An 18,366-nucleotide genomic window follows, 5' to 3' on the forward strand; every position below is an offset into this window, starting at 1 on the left:
TTTCCGACCGCAAAGTGAACGAAAGCCTGATATTGCGCGCGAAGACTAACGCAAGAAACCAGGGCTTGTTTTGGCAGGCAAAATGAATGGGTTCGCTGGCAATGAATGCTGGCGGGTGGGGAACGCGTCTTTGTTGAACGCGACGGTCGACGAACATTGGCAGGGTTCAAGCCGCCTCTTGCGCGCGGTGCGCGTGAGCGATGTGAACCGCTGTCATCAGGTCACTCCTAGCAATCAGTAATGCGTGCAACCTTTAGGGCTGGAATTAAAGGCAGGACATGAGAAACGGTCAGAACAAGCAGCGGATGCGCAACCGCAACAACAACAATAACAATAACAACAACCGGCGCGGCCAGAACCCGATGACCCGGGTCTACGAGTCCAACGGACCCGATATCAAGATCCGCGGCACGGCTTCGCATATCGCCGAAAAATATCTGCAGCTCGCGCGCGACGCGCGCTCCTCCGGCGACCCCGTTGCGGCCGAGAACTACTACCAGCACGCCGAGCATTATTTCCGCCTGATCGCGGCCGCCCAGGAGCAGTTCCGCCAGAACCAGCAGCCGCGCGGCGACGAGCCCATCAGCAGCAATAGCGACGACGGCGAAGACGACGGCGAGAATTTCTCGAATTTCGGCCAGGAGCCGGGCTTCGTCCCGCAGCCGCAACAGCAGCAGCCCTTCATGCGCGACCGCGACGGCCAGCGCGATCATCATCAGCGTGATCACCAGCAGCGTGACAACCAGCCGTCGTACCAGCGCGACAACCAGCAGCCGCGCGAGCACCGCGAACGCGACCATCGTCCGCAGCCGCAGCAATATCAGCCGCAGCCAATGCCGCCGAACCAGCCGCAGCCCGTCATCGCCGATGCCGGCAGCGTCGATCGCCTGCCCTCCTTCATCACCGGCGCACAGCCGCAAGTGAATGTCGGCGCGAACGGCGGCCAGGCTGGCTTCGAGGGCGGTGGTGGCGGCGAGCGCTTTCCGCGCCGGCGGCGCCGGCCGCATGGCCCGCGCCCCGAGCGCGAAGCCGCTCCGGCCGCGTCCAGCGACGATCTGGCGCCCGGCGAGTAAGCTCCTTCGGATTTTCTGATCTGCATCGTCCCGGCCTCGCGCCGGGACGATTTGTTTTCAGCTGCGCGTCACCGTCGAGGACGGCACCAGCACCGGCTTCAACGAGGGAATCAGCCGCGCCCGCTCGCGCTTGGCGGGGATCGCGCGATAGACCTGCTTGGTGGCCTCGACGATGTGCACGCCGGCGAAGGGTAGCGACAGCGCCGCGCCGGCACGCTCCCACATCTGCGCCGATTTCAGCACCCAGCCGCCGGCATAGGGCGGCATGAACAGCGCCTCGCCCCAGGCGGTCGGCGTGAACCAGGTCTGGCGCAACAGATCGGTGATCTGCGAGCGCGAATAGGGCCGGCCGTGGCCGAACGGCGTATTGTCGCTGCGCGTCCACACGCCGCGCCGGTTCGGGATCACCGCGATCACGCGGCCGGACGGCGACAGCACGCGCCACACCTCGCGCAGCAGCGCAGCCGGATCGTCCGACATCTCCAGCGCGTGGACCAGCAGGATGCGGTCGACCGCGGAATCGGGAAGCGGCAGCGAGAATTCATCCACCAGCGAGGCCAGCGCCGGCCGCCCCGTAGGCCATTTCAGGACGCCCTGGGCCGCCGGCATGAAGGCGAGGCAGCGCTCGGCGTCCTCCCGGAACAGTCCGAGATAGGGCGTGGGATAGCCGATGCCCAGCACACGCTGGCCCTCGGCGCGCGGCCAGCGCTCCCTGATGCCGCGATTGATCATTTGCCGCGCCACAATCCCGAGGCGACGGGAATAGAACTCGCGGAGGTCGACGACGTCGATGCTCATGACGGCAATGTAACATGCGCAAGGCCGCCGCTGCGCGCTGAATATTGCATTGCCTGCGCAACGTTAACGCCATATTTGTCTGGCGGGGCTGAGCGCGAAGGAGACGTCATGGCTGCCGAAATTCGTACTTTCAGCTGTTTAAACGACAATTTCGGTTACCTGATCCACGATGTGGAAACCAAGGCGACAGCGTCGATCGACGCGCCGGAGGCCGGCCCCATCCTGAAGGCGCTGGAGCGCGAGGGCTGGCAGCTCACCGACATCCTGATCACACATCATCATGGCGATCATGTCGGCGGGGTCGCCGAACTCAAGCAGAAATATAACTGCCGCGTCGTCGCGCCGCACGACAAGACCACTGCGATCGCCAACGTCGACCTGCGCGTCGCCAATGCCGACGTGGTCAAGGTCGGCAACCTGCTGGCGCGCGTCGTGGAGACGCCCGGCCACACGCTCGACCACATCTCCTACGTGTTCGACACCGAGAAGACCGTGTTCGCCGCCGACACGCTGTTTTCGATCGGCTGCGGCCGCGTCTTCGAGGGCACCTACCCGATGATGTGGGATTCGCTGCTGAAGCTGCGGGCCCTGCCCGACGATTTCAAGCTCTATTGCGGCCACGAATACACCGCCTCCAACGTCAAGTTCGCGCTCACCGTCGATCCCGACAATGCGGCGCTTCAGGCGCGCGCGGCGGAGGTGACCAAGCTTCGCGCCGAGAACAAGCCCACGATCCCCTCACTGCTTGGTGACGAGAAGCGAGCAAACGTGTTCCTGCGTGCCGATGACCCCTCGGTCGCAGCCAGGCTACACATGAAGGGTGCGGATGCCGCCGCGGTGTTCGGCGAGCTGCGCGAGCGCAAGAACAAATCCTAAAGAACAAATCCTGACGGGGATCGATGCCGACCGCAGCCGAGATCATCGCGCGCCTTGAACTCCGACCGCATCCCGAAGGCGGGCACTATCGCGAGACGTTTCGCGACCAGACCACGGACGCCAACGGCCGTTCGCGCTCGACCCTCATTTACTTCCTGCTCGCGCGCGGCGAGCGTTCGCACTGGCACCGCATCGATGCGGTCGAGATCTGGCATTACTACGCCGGCAGCCCGCTGATGCTGCGCATCGCGCATGAAGGCTGCTCCCAGCACGAGGTCCGCCTCGGCACGGATCTCGTGAGCGGCGAACGACCGCAGGCCATCGTACCGGCCGATGCATGGCAGATGGCCGAGACAACAGGTGAGTGGACACTGGTCGGCTGCACCGTGGCACCCGCATTCGAGTTCGCGAAGTTCGAGCTCGCGCCGAAGGGCTGGGAGCCGTAGCTCCACACTGTCATTCCGGGGCGCCCCGCAAGCGGCAAACCCGGAATCTATTTCGCCACCATTGACGCCGATAAATGGATTCCGGGTTCGCACGTCGTGCGCCCCGGAATGACAATCATCGCTTCCGCAACACCATATCTTTCGCCGCGATCAGGCCGCCGCCGGCGATCAGGACCGCGGCGATGGCGATATTGGCACTGGCTTTTGCGAAGCCGGCGGCGATGAGGAAGCCGGTCGACAATAGCGGCGTCGCGTAGGAGGCGGCACCGAGCACGCGGATGTCGCCGCGCTTCATGCCGATGTCCCAGGCGTAGAACGCTGCCCCGACAGGGCCGATGCCGAGCCCAATCACGGAGATCCATTGCAGCGCCGTCTCCGGCCACACGGTGGTTTCGAGCGCGCCATGCATCAGCGCAGCGAGCAACGCCGTGGCGAGACAGAAGCCCGCGACCGCGTCGGTCGGCACCGCCTTCAATCGGCGCGACAGCACCGAATAGGTCGCCCACACGAAGGCGGCGATGAAGGCCGCGATCAATCCCGGCACCGCCCCCGGCGCGAAGCCGGAGGTGTTGCCGGCGAACAGCAGCACGGTGCCGACGAGGCCGAGCACGGCACCGACGATGTGATGCACGGCCAGCCGCTCGCCCGGCAGGAAGGACGAGAACAGCACGATCAGCAGCGGCCAGAGATAGTTGAGCAGACCGGCTTCAGCCGGCGGCGCGAAGCGCAGTGCCAAAAAATACAGCGCGTGATAGCCGAACAGTCCGCCGACGCCGACGGTCCACACAGCCAGTGGCTGGCGCAGGCTTTTTGCCGCCTCGCCGCGGCCGATCCAGGTGAGCAGGCCGACGAGGCCGCCGATCGCAAATGTCATCGCGGCGAGCTGGAATGCCGGGATCTTTCCGGTCGCCACCGTCATCACTGACAGCAGCGACCACATCAGGATCGCGGTCAATCCGATCAGCGTCGCGGTGCGGGGAGTCATTTAAATCGCCTCGTCATTCCGGAGCGGCTCAAAGAGCAGAACCCGGAATCTCGAGATTCCGGGTTCGCCGCTATCGCGGCGCCCCGGAATGACAGTGCATGGACAAATGCCCGGGACAAGCCCGGGCATGACGACGTCGTCGATATCAGCCTGCGTGATGCCTACGCATCACACCATGTACTGGCCGCCGTTGACGGTCAGCGTCGAGCCGGTGATGGCGCCGGCTTCGTCGGCGGCGAGGAACACGACCGCGCGTGCGATTTCCTCGGGCTCCCCTAAGCGGCCGATCGGGATCAGCGGCAGGATCGCCTTCTCCAGCACGTCCTTCGGCACCGCCTGCACCATCTCGGTGTTGATGTAGCCGGGGCAGATCGCGTTCACGGTGACGCCGCCCTTGGCGTTCTCCAGCGCCAAGGCCTTGGTGAAGCCGATCTCGCCGGCCTTCGCCGCAGAATAGTTCACCTGGCCGAACTGGCCCTTCTGGCCGTTGATCGAGGAGATGTTGATGATGCGGCCGAACTTGCGCCCGCGCATGCCTTCGATCACCTGGCGCGACATGTTGAACAGCGAGCCGAGATTGGTGCCGATCACGGCGTTCCATTGCTCGAGGCTCATCTTGTGGAAGGCGCCGTCCTTGGTGATGCCGGCATTGTTGACGAGCACGTCGATCGGGCCGACCTCGGCCTCGACCTTCTTCACGCCTTCGGCGCAGGCGTCGAAATTGCTGACGTCCCATTTGTAGACAGCGATGCCGGTCTCCGCCTTGAACTTCTCCGCCGCGGCATCGTTGCCGGCGTAGCTCGCCGCGACCTTGTAGCCGGCCGCCTTCAGCGCCTTGCCGATCGCAGCTCCGATGCCCCGCGTACCACCCGTCACCAATGCAACACGTGCCATATCGTATTCCTTCCCTTGGACTCTTCGGACGTTTCTGAGTGATCGTTTTTAGCTACGGATTATGCGGGACGTTTGACGGACATCAAGAACAAAACGCCCGGCGTGAGCCGGGCGTTTCTCTTTAGTCGAGGCTGACGCGGTTGCGAAGAATATTTGATTTGCAACCGCTGCCTTTTTAGTCGCGTGCAACGCACTCACTTATGTGTGCAGCGCACGCGCATGGTCCAAATAAGCTGCGCGACAGCTAGATTCAGTCGCGCGCCAGACACATCGCGATACCCATGCCGCCGCCGATGCACAGCGTGGCAAGGCCCTTCTTGGAATCGCGCTTCTGCATCTCGTGCAGCAGCGTCACCAGCACGCGCGCGCCGGAGGCGCCGACCGGGTGGCCGATCGCGATCGCACCGCCATTGACGTTGACCTTGGAGGTGTCCCAGCCGAGGTCCTTGTTGACGGCGCAAGCCTGCGCCGCGAAGGCCTCGTTGGCCTCGATCAGGTCGAGGTCGCCGACGTTCCAGCCGGCCTTCTTCAGCGCGGCGCGCGAGGCCGGGATCGGGCCCGAGCCCATGATCTTCGGATCGACGCCGGCCTGGGCCCACGACACGATGCGCGCGAGCGGCTTCTTGCCTTCCTTGGCAGCCTGCTTGGCGGTCATCAGCACCACGGCGGCAGCGCCGTCATTGATGCCGGAAGCAGAGCCTGCGGTGACCGTGCCGTCCTTCTCGAAGGCGGGACGGAGCTTGGCCATCGCATCGAGCGTTGCGCCATGGCGCGGGTATTCGTCGGCGCTGACGACCACGTCGCCCTTGCGGGTCTTGATGGTGACGGGGACGATCTCGTCGTTGAACTTGCCGGCCTTCTGCGCGGCCTCGGCCTTCTGCTGCGAGGCGACCGCGAACTCGTCCTGCTGGGCGCGGGTGATCTGCCACTGGCGCGCAACGTTCTCGGCGGTGTTGCCCATGTGGTAGCCGTTGAAGGCATCCCACAGGCCGTCCTTGATCATGGTGTCGATGAATTCGAGCGCGCCCATCTTGACGCCGCCACGCAGATACTGGGCGTGCGGAGCCATGCTCATCGATTCCTGGCCGCCGGCGACCACGATCTCGGAATCGCCGTTGAGCAGCGCCTGGTAGCCGAGCGCGACCGTGCGCAGGCCCGAGCCGCAGAGCTGGTTGACGCCCCAGGCCGGGCTCTCCACCGGAATGCCGGCAGCGATCGAGGCCTGGCGGGCCGGGTTCTGGCCCTGAGCGGCGGTCAGAATCTGGCCCATGATGACTTCGGAGACCCGGCCGGGCTCGATGCCACCACGCTCCAGCGCGGCCTTGATGGCGACGGCGCCGAGATCGTGGGCGGGAAGGGTCGCGAACGCTCCGTTGAAGCTTCCGACCGGGGTGCGGGCGGCGCTGACGATGACGACATCGTCTGACATGGGCATCTCCTGGGGTTGAATGGGGGCAGACGGGGCTGGGGAAACGGCTCGCCAGTCTCGGACGGCATCCTGTTAACGTCATTGCGGCATGTCAATCGGCCGGTGACCGAATTCATGCCGCAACGCATTCCAAATAGCGTTCTTGGCGCTTTCGCAAGCACGTTTTTGCTGCCCGATTAACCGTGGCGCACAAAACGGTAGCGTGACCCCTTTGAAAATGCTTATTTTGTTGCGTTGCGTACTCTTCCCGCCCTGCGGCATCGGCCGCCGGGTTCCCGTTCTCAGCGTCTTGCAAGTGAGAGCCCATGGCGAAATCAGACCAACCCACCACCATCAAGAAATACGCGAACCGCCGGCTCTATAACACCGGAACGAGCACCTATGTGACGCTGGAAGACCTCGCCGCCATGGTCAAGGATGGCGAAGATTTCCTGGTCTACGACGCCAAGACCGGCGACGACATCACCCGCTCGGTGCTGGCACAGATCATCTTCGAGCAGGAGAACAAGGCCGGCCAGAACCTGCTACCGACCACCTTCCTGCGCCAGCTCATCCGCTTCTACGGCGACAGCATGCAGATGGTGGTGCCGAAATATCTGGAACAGTCGATCGCGACGCTGACCCAGGAACAGGAGAAGTTCCGGAAGCAGATCGCCAATACGCTGTCCGGCACGCCCTTTGCGCCCCTGGAGGAGCAGGTCCGCCGCAACATGGAGCTGTTCCAGCAGACCTTCTCGATGTTCAAGCCGTTCGCCCCGCCGGCGCGCTCCTCCACCACCCCGGAGCCGGAGCCCGATGCGACCGCCGAGGCGCCGAAGGACAGCAACATCGACGATCTGCGCCAGCAGATGAAGGAAATGCAGGAACGCCTCGAGCGGATGTCGAAGAAGGAAGAGTAGGTCCTCTCGTTCGCCTCAGCGCGGCCGCCTGCCGCGGGCGTTTGCTTGGCGATTGTGCGCCCGTCATTCCACAATGTCGTCCTGGCGAAAGCCAGGACACATACCGCGTGATCTGTCGGTAGAGATCGATAGCAGTACCGAACGACGAATCATCGCCAAACTGCTTCCTGGGGTAATGGGTCCTGGCTTTCACCAGGACGACGCTGGAGAAGCCGCCATGTCCGACCCAAGCGCGCATTGGAACAACGTCTACGCCACAAAGGGCGAGACCGAGGTCAGCTGGTTTCAGGAGAGCCCGGCGATCTCGCTCGACATGATCCGCTCCGCCAACGTGGATCGCGGCGCAGGCATCATCGATATCGGCGGCGGCGCTTCGCGGCTGGTGGACGCTCTCTTGCAGGACGGATACCGCAACCTCGCCGTGCTGGACCTGTCCGCCAATGCGCTCGACGCTGCGAAGCGGCGGATCGGCCCGGCGGCCGCGTCCGTCGACTGGATCGTCGCCGACGCCACGACGTGGCCGCCGGCGCGCAGCTACGAGGTCTGGCACGATCGTGCGGCGTTTCACTTTCTGACCGATCCGCGCGACAGGGCCGCTTACGTCGAGCGCCTGCGGTCGGCGGTTGCGGCCGGCGGCCACGTCATCATCGCCACCTTTGCGCTCGATGGTCCGGAGAAATGCAGCGGCCTGCCGGTGCAGCGCCACGACAGCACGAGTCTTTCGACGGAGTTGGGGCCGGATTTCGAGCTGATCGAAACGCGCAGCGAGACTCATCACACGCCGTGGAAATCGACGCAGGCGTTTCAGTTCAGCCGGTTCCGGAGGCGCGGCTCCTGAGGCGTGGCGCATGCCACACCCTCGGTGTCGTCCTGGCGAAAGCCGGGACGACGTCAGGAAGCCTATGCCGCCAGCTTCACCGCATGCGCAAAGTCCCAATAGAGCTTGCGCGCTTTTGTGTAGAGCGGGCCCGGCTTCAGCTCCCGCTCGTCGATGCGAATCACGGGCGCGACCTTGGCGAAATTGCCGGTTGAAAAAATCTCGTCGGCGGCGAGGAAGTCGGCATAGCGCAGCGTCTTCTCGACCACGGTGACGCCGTCGGCGCGAAGTAGGCCGATGACGCGCTGGCGCGTGATGCCGTTGAGGAAGGTGCCGTTCGGCACCGGCGTGAACACCACGCCGTCCCTGGCCATGAACACGTTGGAATTGCCGAACTCGGCGACATTGCCGAGCATGTCGAGCATCAGCGCGTTCTGGAAGCCGCGGGAGGCGGCCTCCGACAGCGCGCGCGAATTGTTGGGATAGAGGCAGGCCGCCTTGGCCTCGACCGGCGCGCATTCGGCCGTCGGCCTACGGAACGGCGACAGCGTGATGGCGTTGCCGACGGGTTTGGGCATCGGCGCCTCGTAGATGCACAGGCACCAGTTGGTGGTCTCGGGGTCGAACAGCACGCCGCCGCCCGACCCGTTCTCCGCCCAGTACATCGGACGGATATAAAGCTCGGCATTCGCCGCAAAGCGCGCGATGCCTTCGTTTGCGAGCGTGAGCCAGGTGCCGGCATCGACCGCCGGCTTCAGGCCAAAATTGATCGCGGATTGATTGGCACGGGCGATGTGACGGTCGAGATCGGGTGCGACGCCCTCGAACGCGCGAGCGCCGTCGAACACGACTGAGCCGAGCCAGGCCGCATGCGTGCGCGGGCCCATGATCGGCACATTGCCGTCGTGCCATTTGCCCTCGAAGAAGGTCCAACTCGGCGAATATTCGATGGCTTTCTTGATCTCGGCCATGGCCGGCCTCCCCTTGGCGTGATGCCACAATATGGCACGACTATTGGGGGCAATTTCTAAATGATTCCCTGCGGGGAATGACCCCCCTCCCCTGGAGGGGCCCCTGGACGGAGGGTGAGCATCGCGGTGAAATAACATTGGGGAGCAAACCGGATATAATGCCGTCCACGTTACGGAGTCCTCCATGCCGCTCGATCCGCTCGCAAAGCGTTTGTTGACCATGATGGCTGCGGCCGGGCCGCAGGTGCGAAACCGGCCGAGCGTCGAGGCGCGGCGGCAGTCGCTGGCGAAACTGATGCAGTTCGCGCGCACTAACGCGCCTGACGTGACCGTCTCCGACGGCACGCTGCCCGGCCCCGACGGAGAGCTTCTCTATCGGCTGTATTCGCCCGCAACCGCCGGTGAGCGCGCGCCGGGCTTCGTGTTCTTTCATGGCGGCGGGCTCGTCGCCGGCAGCGTCGCCACGCACGACCGCATCGCGGCGGCACTTGCGCATGCCACCGGCTGCCGCCTGGTCTCGGTCGATTACCGCCTCGCGCCGGAGCACAAATTTCCCGCCGCGGTGGACGATGCGATCGCCGCCACCGAATGGGTCGCGCGCGAAGCGTCGTCCCTCGGCATCGACGCCGGACGCCTCGTGGTTGGCGGCGATTCCGCCGGCGCGACGCTCGCCGCGATCGTGTGCCAGGAAGCGCTGCAGAACGCCGGCCTGTCCATCCTAGCGCAATGCCTGATCTGCCCGGTGCTGGATTTCGAGGAGACCTCGCCTTCGCGCGAGGCGTTTGCCGAGGGCCATCTGATCGATCGCATCACGATCGAAGCCGATCTCGCCGACTATCTGCCCGGCGGCATCGATGCCGCCGATCCCCGCATCTCACCCCTGCGCGCCACACGCCTTGCGGGCCTGCCGACCGCGATCATCCATACCGCCGAGTTCGACCCGATGCGCGACGAAGGCAATGCCTATGCGCGCAAGCTTCTCGCCGCCGGCGTCACCGTCGAGCACGTCTGCCATGACGGCATGGTCCACAATTTCCACGCCATGGGCGCGATCCTGCCGCAGGCGCAGCTCGTGCTGTCGCAGATCGGCGAACAGGTGCGGCGGGCGGTGGAGAAGTAAAAGCGCGAATCACACGCGCGCGTCCAGCACGGCTCTGGCTGCCGCAACATATTCAAGCCAATGCGCATCCGCATAGCGTTCGGCCTGCCGCACGCAGGTGACATCGGGGGCATGCGCGGCCGCGATCGTGCGCGCGAAGCGCTCTTCGGCGACCGTCACGTCGCCAGGTTCGGCCGACGGAACGGCGGCGGCCACGGCGGTCGGAGCGACAGCGAGGCCTGCCAGACCAGTGAGCAGGATGCGGCGTGTCGTGTTCATGACTGTCGTCCCTCCATTGTCCGGCCTGCACTCTGGCCGGCGAGTATGTCAACGCGATCACCGCAGGGTACCCGCGCACATCCGCGCAGTCCATCGCTTGCGGACAGCGCTTGACCACAGGTGTGATCACGTTCCATCTAACAACAGTTCCGTCATCAAGTCGCCACGCGTCGGATCGTCACGTGCCCCGTCACAGCCCATCGCGAAGCCGACCGTTCGGACATCTATCTCGACCTGCGCACGACTTACGCGACGATTCGCGCGGGCACGCTCGGGCTCGGCTTCGGCGATACCTCCCTGTCGGCCGCGTTCGAAGCCCTGGCGGCCCAACGGAGCGTGACGCTGCCGAGCGGACTGCCTGCTGCGAAAAACGACAACCGCCTGTTCGGCATCACCGCGCAGATCGCATGGATGCCGAAACCGTCCTACCAGCTGACGCTGCGGACGCCGCTCTACGCCGTGCGCAATTAGAGCATGATCCGGAAAAGTGTGCAGCGGTTTTCCGAAAAGATCATGCTCGAACAGAACAAGGCGCTTCTACTCCGGCACCGGCACGTCGAAGGTGTTGAGCGTGACCGAGACCATGCAATAGACGCCGACGAGATAGGACAGCTCGGCCGCGCCATGCTCGCCGAACTCCTTGACCGCGGCGCGCCAGGTCAGTTCCGGCAGCACGCCGCCGCTCACCAGCGCCGATGCGACGTCGTAGGCGACCGCCTCCTGCTTGGTCAGATCCACCGGCCGTTGCCCGGCCACGATGGTCGCGAGCTTCTCGTCGGAGAGGCCGCGCTGCTCGGCCACCAGCACATGAGCATAGAGCTCGTAGCCGGAGCGGAAATGCGAGCCGGTGACGAGGATCGCGACCTCGCGCACCGAGGCCGGCAGCAGCGGGTTCGACGCGATCGCCTTGACCAGCTCCCACACCGGCTTGCCGAAGCGCGGCTCGCGGACCCAGGGATTCCAGGGTCCGAGCAGCGCGCCGTCGTCGCGCATGTTCACAAAGCCCTTGAAGTGGTCCTTGATGCCGGCCCGCATGTCGTCATAGAGCGGCTTCTGTTCGTCGGTCAGATCTTTCGGATCGAGAATGGGAAGGCGCACGGCGGGATCTCCTCGTTGAGAAGCGGAGACCGTCGCCCGCATGTGCGCGCATCGCAAGTGAAGTTGCCGTGACGATCGTGCAATTTTGCAAATAACAGGGAGACGCCGGTTACGGCGCCTCCGGGCGCGCCAGCGGCTCGCCCAGCGTATGCATCAGCCGGTTGGCCCAGCCGAAGATCGCGGCCGACAGCACCAGGTCGAGCTGCTCGAGCTCGCTCAGCCCGGCCTCGCCGAGTGCACGCGCGTCCTCTGCGGTAGCTTCGATCGGCGTCGTTGAGAGTTTTGTAGCGAAATTGAACAGTGCCTGCTGGCGCGCCTCCAGCGTGGCATCGCGCTCGTCGACAAAGATTTCCTCGACGACGTCGTTGCGCCAGGAGTAGCTGATGAAGCGTGAGGCGTGCACGGCGGCGCAATAGATGCAGCGGTTGACGACCGAGGCACTCAGCGCGCCGAGCTCACGCTCGGCCGGGGACAAGCCGTCCTTGCCATACATGATGAGGTTGAACAGCGGCGAGCGCACCGCGAGCGATTCCGGGTCATGCGCCAGCGTCAGCACGTAAGGCGAGACGCCCTTGTTGGAGGGCGTGACCTTCATCGCCGCGAGCTGCTCTGATGTCGCCGAGGCGAGCTCGACAGGCGTGACATAGGGCGACCAGGTCGGGATCGTGGCGGTGAAGTTGTGGACGACCTCGCTCATCGGGCTTCGACCTCTTTCAGGAGCCTGAGGCCGGCCAGGACCCGCAGCTGGTAGTTCACGAAGGCGGCAAGCTCGGACAGCCGCACGATATCGGCCTCGCTGACGCCGGCCGTCTTCAGCGCCGCAATGTCCTGTCGCGTCGCCTCGCGCGGCGACAGCGTCAGCAGGTCGGCATGGCGGGCCATGGCGTCGTGCAGGGAATCGCCACACAGGCCGCCGGGCCGTGCCAGAGCGGCCAGGTCGAGATCGCTCGCGTGCGCCAGATAGGAGTCGTAATGCGCGGTCAGCGCCTCGTCGCCGACGTGCCGGCACATCCGCGCCGCGAGCGCCGCCCGCAAGCCGTGGCTCAGGCCGCCGGGCTCGCGCGGCAGCAGCACCGCGTCATGGGCGGCTTCGCTGAGGTGCAAAATCTCGGCGCGGGCGTTCAGAGCCTGGCCGAGCCGTGACGCCGCGCGCACGCCGGCAATGGTTTCGATCAGCGTGGTCAAGCAACACTCCGCGGGCTCTGTGGATTGACAACATCCTCGACGGCGAGCGCCAGCGGCTGCGCCGTATCCAGGAACGACGACAGGGCAGTCTCGAACGGCGCTGGATCGAGGCCGCGTGCTTTCAGCCATGCGGGGTCATAGTAGGTCTGCCGATAGCGTTCTCCGGAATCGCAGATCAGCGTGACCAGCGATCCGGCTTGGCCGGCGCTACGCATCTCCGAGGCAATGCGGCACAGCGCCAGGAAGTTGGTGCCGGTGGAACCGCCGACGGATCGGCGCAGCCGGCGCGACAGTACATTCATCGCCGCAATCGTTGCGACGTCCGGGATTTTCATCATGCGGTCGACAACGCCAGGCACGAAGGACGGTTCGCAGCGCGGCCGGCCGACGCCCTCGATCAGCGAGGGCCGTTCGCAAACGTGGGAGCGGTCCTGCGTGCGGAAGCAATCGAAGAAGGCGGAATGCTCGACATCGGCGACGCACAGCCGCGTCGGATATTGGCGGTAGCGCAAGTAGCGTCCGATGGTGGCCGAGGTGCCGCCGGTGCCGGCGCCCATCACGATCCAGTCCGGCAGCGGGCGCGGTTCGCCCTGCAACTGCGTGAAGATCGATTCGGCGATGTTGTTGTTGCCGCGCCAGTCGGTGGCGCGCTCGGCGAAGGTGAACTGGTCCATGTAGTGGCCGTTCAGGCGGGTGGCGAGCGCGGCGGCCTCAGCATACAGCGCGCGGCCGTCGTCGATCAGATGGCAATTGCCGCCATAATGCTCGATCGCAGCGATCTTCTCCGCCGACGTCGTGCGCGGCATCACGGCGTAGAAGGGCACGCCGATCATCTGCGCGAAATAGGCTTCCGACACCGCGGTCGATCCCGACGAGGCCTCGACCACGGGCGTGCCTTCGCGGATGTGGCCATTGCAGAGCGCGTAGAGGAACAGCGAGCGCGCCAGCCGATGCTTCAGGCTGCCGGTCGGATGCGTGGACTCGTCCTTCAGATAGATGTCGATGCCTGATAGCGCCGGCACGATCAGCCGGATCAGATGCGTGTCGGCCGTGCGGCATTGGTCGGCCTCGATCGCAGCTACAGCCTCGTCGACCCAGCCGCGCCGGTAGACCGGCCCGGCCGGATTGTGGTGGCGAAAGGGGGTTGGCTCCATCGGCATAACCTCATGCTCTCATAATACCTCTTGCACATCAAGAAATATTGTTCATTCTATATTCACATAATTCGGGCGACATGGCGATGAACCAGGACGTTATCGATATCCGCCTTCTCGAGGCCTTCGCCGCCGTGATGTCGGCCGGCAGCATCACCGGCGCAGCGCGGCTGCTCGGCCGATCGCAGCCGGTCGTGACGCGTCAGATCCAGGATCTCGAAGCTGACGTCGGCTATCTCCTGTTCACCCGGAACGGCCCGCGCATCAGCCCGACGCCAAAGGGCGTGCTGTTTCATGCCGAGGTCGAGCGGCTGCTGATGGGCTTGAAGCACATCCGCCAGCGCGCCAACGCGATCGGTGCGGGGGCGCTTCCCGTGCTCAGCCTGGCGGCAATCCCGGCGCTGGCGGCCGGCTTCGTCCCGGCCGCGCTCGCAGCGCTCGAACGCGAGTTGCTGCCAAGCCAGGTCCACGTGCAGGCGCTCTCGGCCGAGAACGTCGTGCAATCGGTGCTGTCGCAGTCGGTCGATTTCGGCCTTGCGAGCCTGCCGATCCAGCATCCCGGGCTCGACATGCAGTGGGTCTGCGAGGTGCCGTGCGTCGCGTGCCTCGCGATGGATCATCCGCTGGCAAAGAAGAAGGTCATTCGCCTCAACGATCTTGCTGGCGTCCGGCTGCTGACGATGGCCAACCCCTACCGGCTTCGCCGCCGCGTGGAGGAGGCGCTGGAGCGTGAGGGTGTCGTGCCCGCTGAGGTCATCGACACCAACGCTTCGCTGACGGCGATCGCCATGGCCAAGCAGTCGCTCGGCATCACCGTGGTCGAGCCGGTGCTGACCTCCAGCCTGCCGGTGGAGGGCGTCGTCACCCGGCCCCTGGACGTGTCCATTCCCTTCCTGTTCGCCGCGATTGCGCCGACCGGGCGCGAGCTGACGCCGACGGTTGCCGCGCTCAACGACGCACTGCGCGCCGCGGTCGCGCTGATGCCCGGCGCAAAACTGCATAGCGGCGCCGCCGCGCTGGCCGAGGCCGGCGACGAAACCAGTGAATTCGAGAAAGCTCCCTCATGACGACGATGACACCTGACGCGGCGGGCCTCGCGGCGCTTGAAGCGCGCCTGAAGCAGGATCTGGCCTGGCTCGAACTGCCGGCCAAATCGTGGGTGCCGCGCCGCCTCGTCGATGGCGAGAGCGTCGTCGACGTCGTCATCGTCGGCGCCGGCATGGCCGGCCTCGTCGCCTCCGCCATGCTCAGGCGTCTCGGCGTCGACAACCAGCTCGTGCTCGACCGTGCCCGCGCCGGCGAGGAAGGCCCCTGGGTCACGTTCGCCCGGATGCGGACGCTGCGCTCGCCCAAGGAATTGACCGGACCTGCGATGGGCATGCCGGCGCTGACCTTCCGCGCCTTCTACGAGGCGCAATATGGCAGGCAGGCCTGGCAGGCGCTCGACCGCGCGCCGCGCACGATGTGGATGGATTACCTGATCTGGTACCGCAAGGTGCTGGACCTGCCGGTCCGCAACGGGGTTTCGGTCGAGCGAATCCACGCGCGCACCGATGAATTGTTCGCGCTCGACATCAGCGGGGGCGGCACGTCGCGACAGATTCTCGCGCGCCATGTCGTGCTGGCGACGGGGCGCGACGGCCTCGGCGGTGCTTACGTGCCGTCGCTCTGCGACGGCATCGACCGACGTTTCTGGGCGCATTCGTCCGCCCCTATCGACTTCGAGAGACTTCGCGGCAGGCGTGTTGCCGTCGTCGGCGCGGGCGCATCCGCCATGGACAACGCAGCGATGGCGCTGGAGGCGGGCGCAGCGCGGCTCGACCTCTTTATTCGGCGCGCGGATATCCCGCGCGTCAACAAGTTCACCGGCATCGGCAGCCAGGGCGTCGTCCACGGCTTTGCCGGCCTGTCGGATGACTGGAAATGGCGCTTCCTCGATCACACGCTGAAGGCGCAGACGCCGCCGCCGCGTCAAAGCGTACTGCGCGTCTCCGCCTATCCGCAGGCGCATTTCCATCTCGCAAGCCCGATCGATGACCTCGTCGTCGCGGGAGACCATCTCACGGTAACGACGCCGAAGGGCCGCTACGCGACCGATTTCATCATCTTCGGCACGGGCTTCAAGGTCGACCTCGCGTTGCGCGACGAGCTCGCCGAGTTCGCGCCGCATATCCGGTTCTGGTGCGACCGCTTCCCGGCACCTGACGGCATGGACAATGCCGAGCTGGAGAACTCGCCAGACCTCGGCGACAGCTTCCAGTTCCTGGAGAAAGAGCCCGGCGCCTGCCCCATGTTGGCGCGGCTGCATTGCTTCAACTATCCGGCGACGCTAAGCCACGGAAAGCTCTCCGGCGATATCCCCGCGATCAGCGAAGGCGCCGACCGGCTCGCGCGCGGCATCGTCCGTCGCCTGTTCGTCAGGCCTTCGCCACGCCGGAACTCGCCGGCGACGAATGGCAGGATGCCGACGTCACCCATCAACCCGCCGAATAGGCGCAACCGGACAGGCAAGCGAGAGATGCAGACGAACAGGAAAGCCATCGCAGCCGCGATCGCCGGCAATGCCCTGGAGTGGTACGACTTCACGGTGTTCGCCCTGATGACACCGGTCATCAAGAACCTGTTCTTCCCGGTCGACCCGAAAATTTCGGGCAGTGAGATCAACGCACTGCTGCTGACCACCGCGCTGTTCGGCACCGGCTTCTTCATGCGGCCGATCGGCGGCCTCGTGCTCGGCTATTTCGGCGATCGCAAGGGGCGGAAGGCGGCGATGACGCTCGGCATGGGCATCATGGCTGTGTCGGTCGCGCTGTTGGCGTTGACGCCGACCTACGCCACGGCCGGCATTGCGGCGCCGCTGATCGTGCTGCTGGCGCGGCTGTTGCAGGGCTTTTCGGTCGGCGGCGAGTTCGGCACCTCGACCGCCTATCTGATCGAAGCGGCGCCTCCCGGCCGCACCGGCTTCTATGGCTCGTGGCAGATCGCCGGCCAGCTCATGGCCAACGTGCTCGGCGCAGTGCTGGGTGCCGCACTGACGCTGGCGTTCACGCCGGAGCAGCTTGCCGCCGGCGCGTGGCGCATTCCCTTCTTCGTCGGCCTCGTGATCGTTCCGATCCTGCTCTATATGCGCGCCAGCGTCATCGAGCCCGAAGCTTCCCGGCGCAGCATGGCGACGCTGCACAAGGACAATTTCATCGCCGCGCTGAAGAATCCCGGCCGCAATTTCCTGATCGGCATGGGCATGGTGGTGGCGAGCGCCGTGTCGTTCTACGTCACCTTCGGCTACACCGTGACCTACGCCAAGGAGGTGCTGAAGCTGCCGCTGATGCAGAGCTTCCTGGTGCAGATGATCGCGGCAATCGTGATGGTGATCGTCGTGCCGATCGCGGGCGCTGTCTCCGACCGCTATCCGCGCAGGCCGCTGTTGCTGGTCTCGCTGATCGGCTATTTCGTCTCGCTCTACCCGCTCTATGCCTGGGTGATCTCCGAGCCGTCGATCGCAAGGCTCCTGGTCGCCCAAATCGTCATCGGCTTCTTCAGCGCCTTCTTCCTCGGCGTCTACTGCACCACGCTGGTCGAGCTGTTCCCGATCCGCGTCCGCTCGACCGCGCTTGCGATCGTCAACAATGTCGCGGTGCTGGTGTTCGGCGGCTTTGCCCAGTTCTTCGTGACCTGGCTGATCGCGCTCACCGGCTCCCCGCTGGCGCCGATCTTCTATGTCATGATCGGCGTCGGCCTCGGGCTGATCGCGGTGATCGCGATGCGGCCGGAGGACGCCGAGCGGGAGCAGGTCCCGGACGGCGTCGTCGAACAGGCATCGTGAAGCCGCTCAAAACTCCAGCGGCGCGTTGTCGACGACCTCTTTCATCACGAAGAAGGTGCGGGTCTGGCGCACCCCCGGCAGCGCGATGAGCTGTTCGCCATGGATGCGGTTGAAATCCTCCATGTCGCCGACGCGGATCTTGAGGAAATAGTCGAAGTCGCCGGCGACGAGGTGGCAGTCGAGCACGAATTTCAGTTTTGCGATCGCCTGCTCGAAGATGGCAAAGCTTTCCGGCGTCGAGCGGTCCAGCACGACGCCGACCATGACCAGCGTCCCCTTCGCCACCTTCTTCGGCGCGATCATGGCGCGCACAGTGTCGATGAAGCCGTCCTCGAACAGGCGCTGGGTGCGGCGATGGCAGGTGGCGGGGCTGATCGCAACGGTTTCGGCCAGCTCGGCATTGCTGAGCCGACCGTTATTTTGAAGCAATCTCAATATCTTAAGGTCGGTTCGATCGAGCCGAAGTGACATGGAAGAAGCTTCCGATCCTGGATGATTTTCTGAAAAAAACCTTAGCCAAATCGCAAATCTTCGCAAGAT

19 protein-coding genes and 2 pseudogenes are annotated in these 18,366 nt (G+C 65.1%); 10 read left to right on the forward strand and 11 right to left on the reverse strand.

Annotated features, from left to right (window positions below; all coding sequences use genetic code 11):
- Positions 1-278: 278 nt before the first annotated feature.
- Positions 279-1,073 (forward strand): DUF4167 domain-containing protein, encoded by a 795-nt coding sequence (locus ACFLEY_RS03015; RefSeq protein ID WP_060909838.1) that lies wholly within the window; start codon positions 279-281, stop codon positions 1,071-1,073.
- 57 nt (positions 1,074-1,130) lie between these two features.
- On the opposite strand, the gene ACFLEY_RS03020 is transcribed toward ACFLEY_RS03015, so the two are convergent.
- The gene (locus ACFLEY_RS03020) at positions 1,131-1,871 is read right to left on the reverse strand and encodes a methyltransferase domain-containing protein (RefSeq protein WP_011083053.1); all 741 of its coding nucleotides are present in this window, start codon (positions 1,869-1,871) and stop codon (positions 1,131-1,133) included.
- 108 nt (positions 1,872-1,979) lie between these two features.
- Between ACFLEY_RS03020 and gloB the strand changes: the two genes are divergently transcribed.
- Both gloB and ACFLEY_RS03030 read left to right on the forward strand, forming a co-directional pair.
- Complete coding sequence (gene gloB, locus ACFLEY_RS03025) at positions 1,980-2,747, forward strand: hydroxyacylglutathione hydrolase (RefSeq protein WP_060909837.1); 768 nt, start codon at positions 1,980-1,982, stop codon at positions 2,745-2,747.
- 23 nt (positions 2,748-2,770) lie between these two features.
- Complete coding sequence (locus ACFLEY_RS03030; RefSeq protein ID WP_011083055.1) at positions 2,771-3,193, forward strand: cupin domain-containing protein; 423 nt, start codon at positions 2,771-2,773, stop codon at positions 3,191-3,193.
- A gap of 115 nt (positions 3,194-3,308) precedes the next feature.
- Here ACFLEY_RS03030 and ACFLEY_RS03035 read toward each other — a convergent pair whose 3' ends face one another.
- The 3 genes from ACFLEY_RS03035 to ACFLEY_RS03045 all read right to left on the reverse strand — a co-directional run bounded on the left by ACFLEY_RS03035 (position 3,309) and on the right by ACFLEY_RS03045 (position 6,501).
- Positions 3,309-4,178, reverse strand: a complete 870-nt coding sequence (locus tag ACFLEY_RS03035) for a DMT family transporter (RefSeq protein ID WP_011083056.1) — start codon at positions 4,176-4,178, stop codon at positions 3,309-3,311.
- Positions 4,179-4,346: 168 nt separating this feature from the next.
- Positions 4,347-5,072: an acetoacetyl-CoA reductase gene (phbB, locus tag ACFLEY_RS03040; protein ID WP_028175789.1), complete on the reverse strand. Its 726-nt coding sequence runs from the start codon at positions 5,070-5,072 to the stop codon at positions 4,347-4,349.
- A gap of 250 nt (positions 5,073-5,322) precedes the next feature.
- Positions 5,323-6,501: an acetyl-CoA C-acetyltransferase gene (locus ACFLEY_RS03045; RefSeq protein WP_028175239.1), complete on the reverse strand. Its 1,179-nt coding sequence runs from the start codon at positions 6,499-6,501 to the stop codon at positions 5,323-5,325.
- A gap of 305 nt (positions 6,502-6,806) precedes the next feature.
- Between ACFLEY_RS03045 and phaR the strand changes: the two genes are divergently transcribed.
- Complete coding sequence (gene phaR / locus ACFLEY_RS03050) at positions 6,807-7,400, forward strand: polyhydroxyalkanoate synthesis repressor PhaR (RefSeq protein WP_011083059.1); 594 nt, start codon at positions 6,807-6,809, stop codon at positions 7,398-7,400.
- Between the two features lie 217 nt (positions 7,401-7,617).
- Positions 7,618-8,238 carry a trans-aconitate 2-methyltransferase gene (locus ACFLEY_RS03055; protein WP_060909836.1) on the forward strand — a complete coding sequence of 207 codons (621 nt, stop codon included), beginning with the start codon at positions 7,618-7,620 and terminating at the stop codon, positions 8,236-8,238.
- A 62-nt stretch (positions 8,239-8,300) separates the two neighbouring features.
- On the opposite strand, the gene ACFLEY_RS03060 is transcribed toward ACFLEY_RS03055, so the two are convergent.
- Positions 8,301-9,188: a branched-chain amino acid aminotransferase gene (locus ACFLEY_RS03060; RefSeq protein ID WP_060909835.1), complete on the reverse strand. Its 888-nt coding sequence runs from the start codon at positions 9,186-9,188 to the stop codon at positions 8,301-8,303.
- A gap of 184 nt (positions 9,189-9,372) precedes the next feature.
- Between ACFLEY_RS03060 and ACFLEY_RS03065 the strand changes: the two genes are divergently transcribed.
- The gene (locus tag ACFLEY_RS03065) at positions 9,373-10,308 is read left to right on the forward strand and encodes an alpha/beta hydrolase (protein ID WP_060909834.1); all 936 of its coding nucleotides are present in this window, start codon (positions 9,373-9,375) and stop codon (positions 10,306-10,308) included.
- 9 nt (positions 10,309-10,317) lie between these two features.
- Here ACFLEY_RS03065 and ACFLEY_RS03070 read toward each other — a convergent pair whose 3' ends face one another.
- Positions 10,318-10,566, reverse strand: a complete 249-nt coding sequence (locus tag ACFLEY_RS03070; RefSeq protein WP_060909833.1) for a hypothetical protein — start codon at positions 10,564-10,566, stop codon at positions 10,318-10,320.
- Positions 10,567-10,902: 336 nt separating this feature from the next.
- Between ACFLEY_RS03070 and ACFLEY_RS03075 the strand changes: the two genes are divergently transcribed.
- Positions 10,903-11,037: a hypothetical protein gene (locus tag ACFLEY_RS03075; protein WP_283822081.1), complete on the forward strand. Its 135-nt coding sequence runs from the start codon at positions 10,903-10,905 to the stop codon at positions 11,035-11,037.
- A gap of 66 nt (positions 11,038-11,103) precedes the next feature.
- On the opposite strand, the gene ACFLEY_RS03080 is transcribed toward ACFLEY_RS03075, so the two are convergent.
- From ACFLEY_RS03080 to ACFLEY_RS03095, 4 genes are all read right to left on the reverse strand, one after another.
- Positions 11,104-11,664, reverse strand: a complete 561-nt coding sequence (locus ACFLEY_RS03080) for a carboxymuconolactone decarboxylase family protein (RefSeq protein WP_028175243.1) — start codon at positions 11,662-11,664, stop codon at positions 11,104-11,106.
- Positions 11,665-11,773: 109 nt separating this feature from the next.
- Entirely contained in the window at positions 11,774-12,361 is a 588-nt protein-coding gene (locus tag ACFLEY_RS03085; RefSeq protein WP_060909832.1) for a peroxidase-related enzyme, read from the reverse strand.
- The gene (locus ACFLEY_RS03090) at positions 12,358-12,849 is read right to left on the reverse strand and encodes a CMD domain-containing protein (protein ID WP_028175245.1); all 492 of its coding nucleotides are present in this window, start codon (positions 12,847-12,849) and stop codon (positions 12,358-12,360) included. The genes ACFLEY_RS03085 and ACFLEY_RS03090 overlap by 4 nt, the downstream gene beginning before the upstream one ends.
- Positions 12,846-14,003 (reverse strand): PLP-dependent cysteine synthase family protein, encoded by a 1,158-nt coding sequence (locus ACFLEY_RS03095; protein ID WP_039186708.1) that lies wholly within the window; start codon positions 14,001-14,003, stop codon positions 12,846-12,848. Before ACFLEY_RS03095 ends, ACFLEY_RS03090 begins: the two co-directional genes overlap by 4 nt.
- A gap of 86 nt (positions 14,004-14,089) precedes the next feature.
- Here ACFLEY_RS03095 and ACFLEY_RS03100 point away from each other — a divergent pair, with 86 nt between their 5' ends.
- The 3 genes and pseudogenes from ACFLEY_RS03100 to ACFLEY_RS03110 all read left to right on the forward strand — a co-directional run.
- Positions 14,090-15,070 (forward strand): LysR family transcriptional regulator, encoded by a 981-nt coding sequence (locus tag ACFLEY_RS03100; protein WP_396604511.1) that lies wholly within the window; start codon positions 14,090-14,092, stop codon positions 15,068-15,070.
- Positions 15,067-16,496 (forward strand): annotated as a pseudogene (locus ACFLEY_RS03105) (NAD(P)-binding domain-containing protein). The gene ACFLEY_RS03100 and the pseudogene ACFLEY_RS03105 overlap by 4 nt, the downstream one beginning before the upstream one ends.
- Before the next feature lie 103 nt (positions 16,497-16,599).
- Positions 16,600-17,826, forward strand: a pseudogene (locus ACFLEY_RS03110) (citrate-proton symporter); the annotation flags it as partial.
- 6 nt (positions 17,827-17,832) lie between these two features.
- Here the strand turns inward: ACFLEY_RS03110 and ACFLEY_RS03115 are convergent.
- On the reverse strand, positions 17,833-18,297 hold the full coding sequence (locus tag ACFLEY_RS03115; protein ID WP_060909830.1) for an Lrp/AsnC family transcriptional regulator: 465 nt from the start codon (positions 18,295-18,297) through the stop codon (positions 17,833-17,835).
- Positions 18,298-18,366 lie beyond the last annotated feature (69 nt).

Origin of the sequence: Bradyrhizobium sp. YCK136, assembly GCF_044570075.1 — a bacterium.
In the GTDB taxonomy this organism is placed as follows: domain Bacteria; phylum Pseudomonadota; class Alphaproteobacteria; order Rhizobiales; family Xanthobacteraceae; genus Bradyrhizobium; species Bradyrhizobium diazoefficiens.

Bases quoted from the DNA above. Each gene is read 5' to 3' on its own strand.
- ACFLEY_RS03045 (WP_028175239.1), bottom strand. From the start codon at position 6,501: ATGTCAGACGATGTCGTCATCGTCAGCGCCGCCCGCACCCCGGTCGGA.
- ACFLEY_RS03100 (WP_396604511.1), top strand. From the start codon at position 14,090: ATGAACCAGGACGTTATCGATATCCGCCTTCTCGAGGCCTTCGCCGCC.
- ACFLEY_RS03055 (WP_060909836.1), top strand. From the start codon at position 7,618: ATGTCCGACCCAAGCGCGCATTGGAACAACGTCTACGCCACAAAGGGC.
- ACFLEY_RS03060 (WP_060909835.1), bottom strand. From the start codon at position 9,188: ATGGCCGAGATCAAGAAAGCCATCGAATATTCGCCGAGTTGGACCTTC.
- ACFLEY_RS03095 (WP_039186708.1), bottom strand. From the start codon at position 14,003: ATGGAGCCAACCCCCTTTCGCCACCACAATCCGGCCGGGCCGGTCTAC.
- ACFLEY_RS03020 (WP_011083053.1), bottom strand. From the start codon at position 1,871: ATGAGCATCGACGTCGTCGACCTCCGCGAGTTCTATTCCCGTCGCCTC.
- ACFLEY_RS03030 (WP_011083055.1), top strand. From the start codon at position 2,771: ATGCCGACCGCAGCCGAGATCATCGCGCGCCTTGAACTCCGACCGCAT.
- phbB (WP_028175789.1), bottom strand. From the start codon at position 5,072: ATGGCACGTGTTGCATTGGTGACGGGTGGTACGCGGGGCATCGGAGCT.
- ACFLEY_RS03085 (WP_060909832.1), bottom strand. From the start codon at position 12,361: ATGAGCGAGGTCGTCCACAACTTCACCGCCACGATCCCGACCTGGTCG.
- gloB (WP_060909837.1), top strand. From the start codon at position 1,980: ATGGCTGCCGAAATTCGTACTTTCAGCTGTTTAAACGACAATTTCGGT.
- ACFLEY_RS03115 (WP_060909830.1), bottom strand. From the start codon at position 18,297: ATGTCACTTCGGCTCGATCGAACCGACCTTAAGATATTGAGATTGCTT.
- ACFLEY_RS03035 (WP_011083056.1), bottom strand. From the start codon at position 4,178: ATGACTCCCCGCACCGCGACGCTGATCGGATTGACCGCGATCCTGATG.
- phaR (WP_011083059.1), top strand. From the start codon at position 6,807: ATGGCGAAATCAGACCAACCCACCACCATCAAGAAATACGCGAACCGC.
- ACFLEY_RS03070 (WP_060909833.1), bottom strand. From the start codon at position 10,566: ATGAACACGACACGCCGCATCCTGCTCACTGGTCTGGCAGGCCTCGCT.
- ACFLEY_RS03015 (WP_060909838.1), top strand. From the start codon at position 279: ATGAGAAACGGTCAGAACAAGCAGCGGATGCGCAACCGCAACAACAAC.
- ACFLEY_RS03065 (WP_060909834.1), top strand. From the start codon at position 9,373: ATGCCGCTCGATCCGCTCGCAAAGCGTTTGTTGACCATGATGGCTGCG.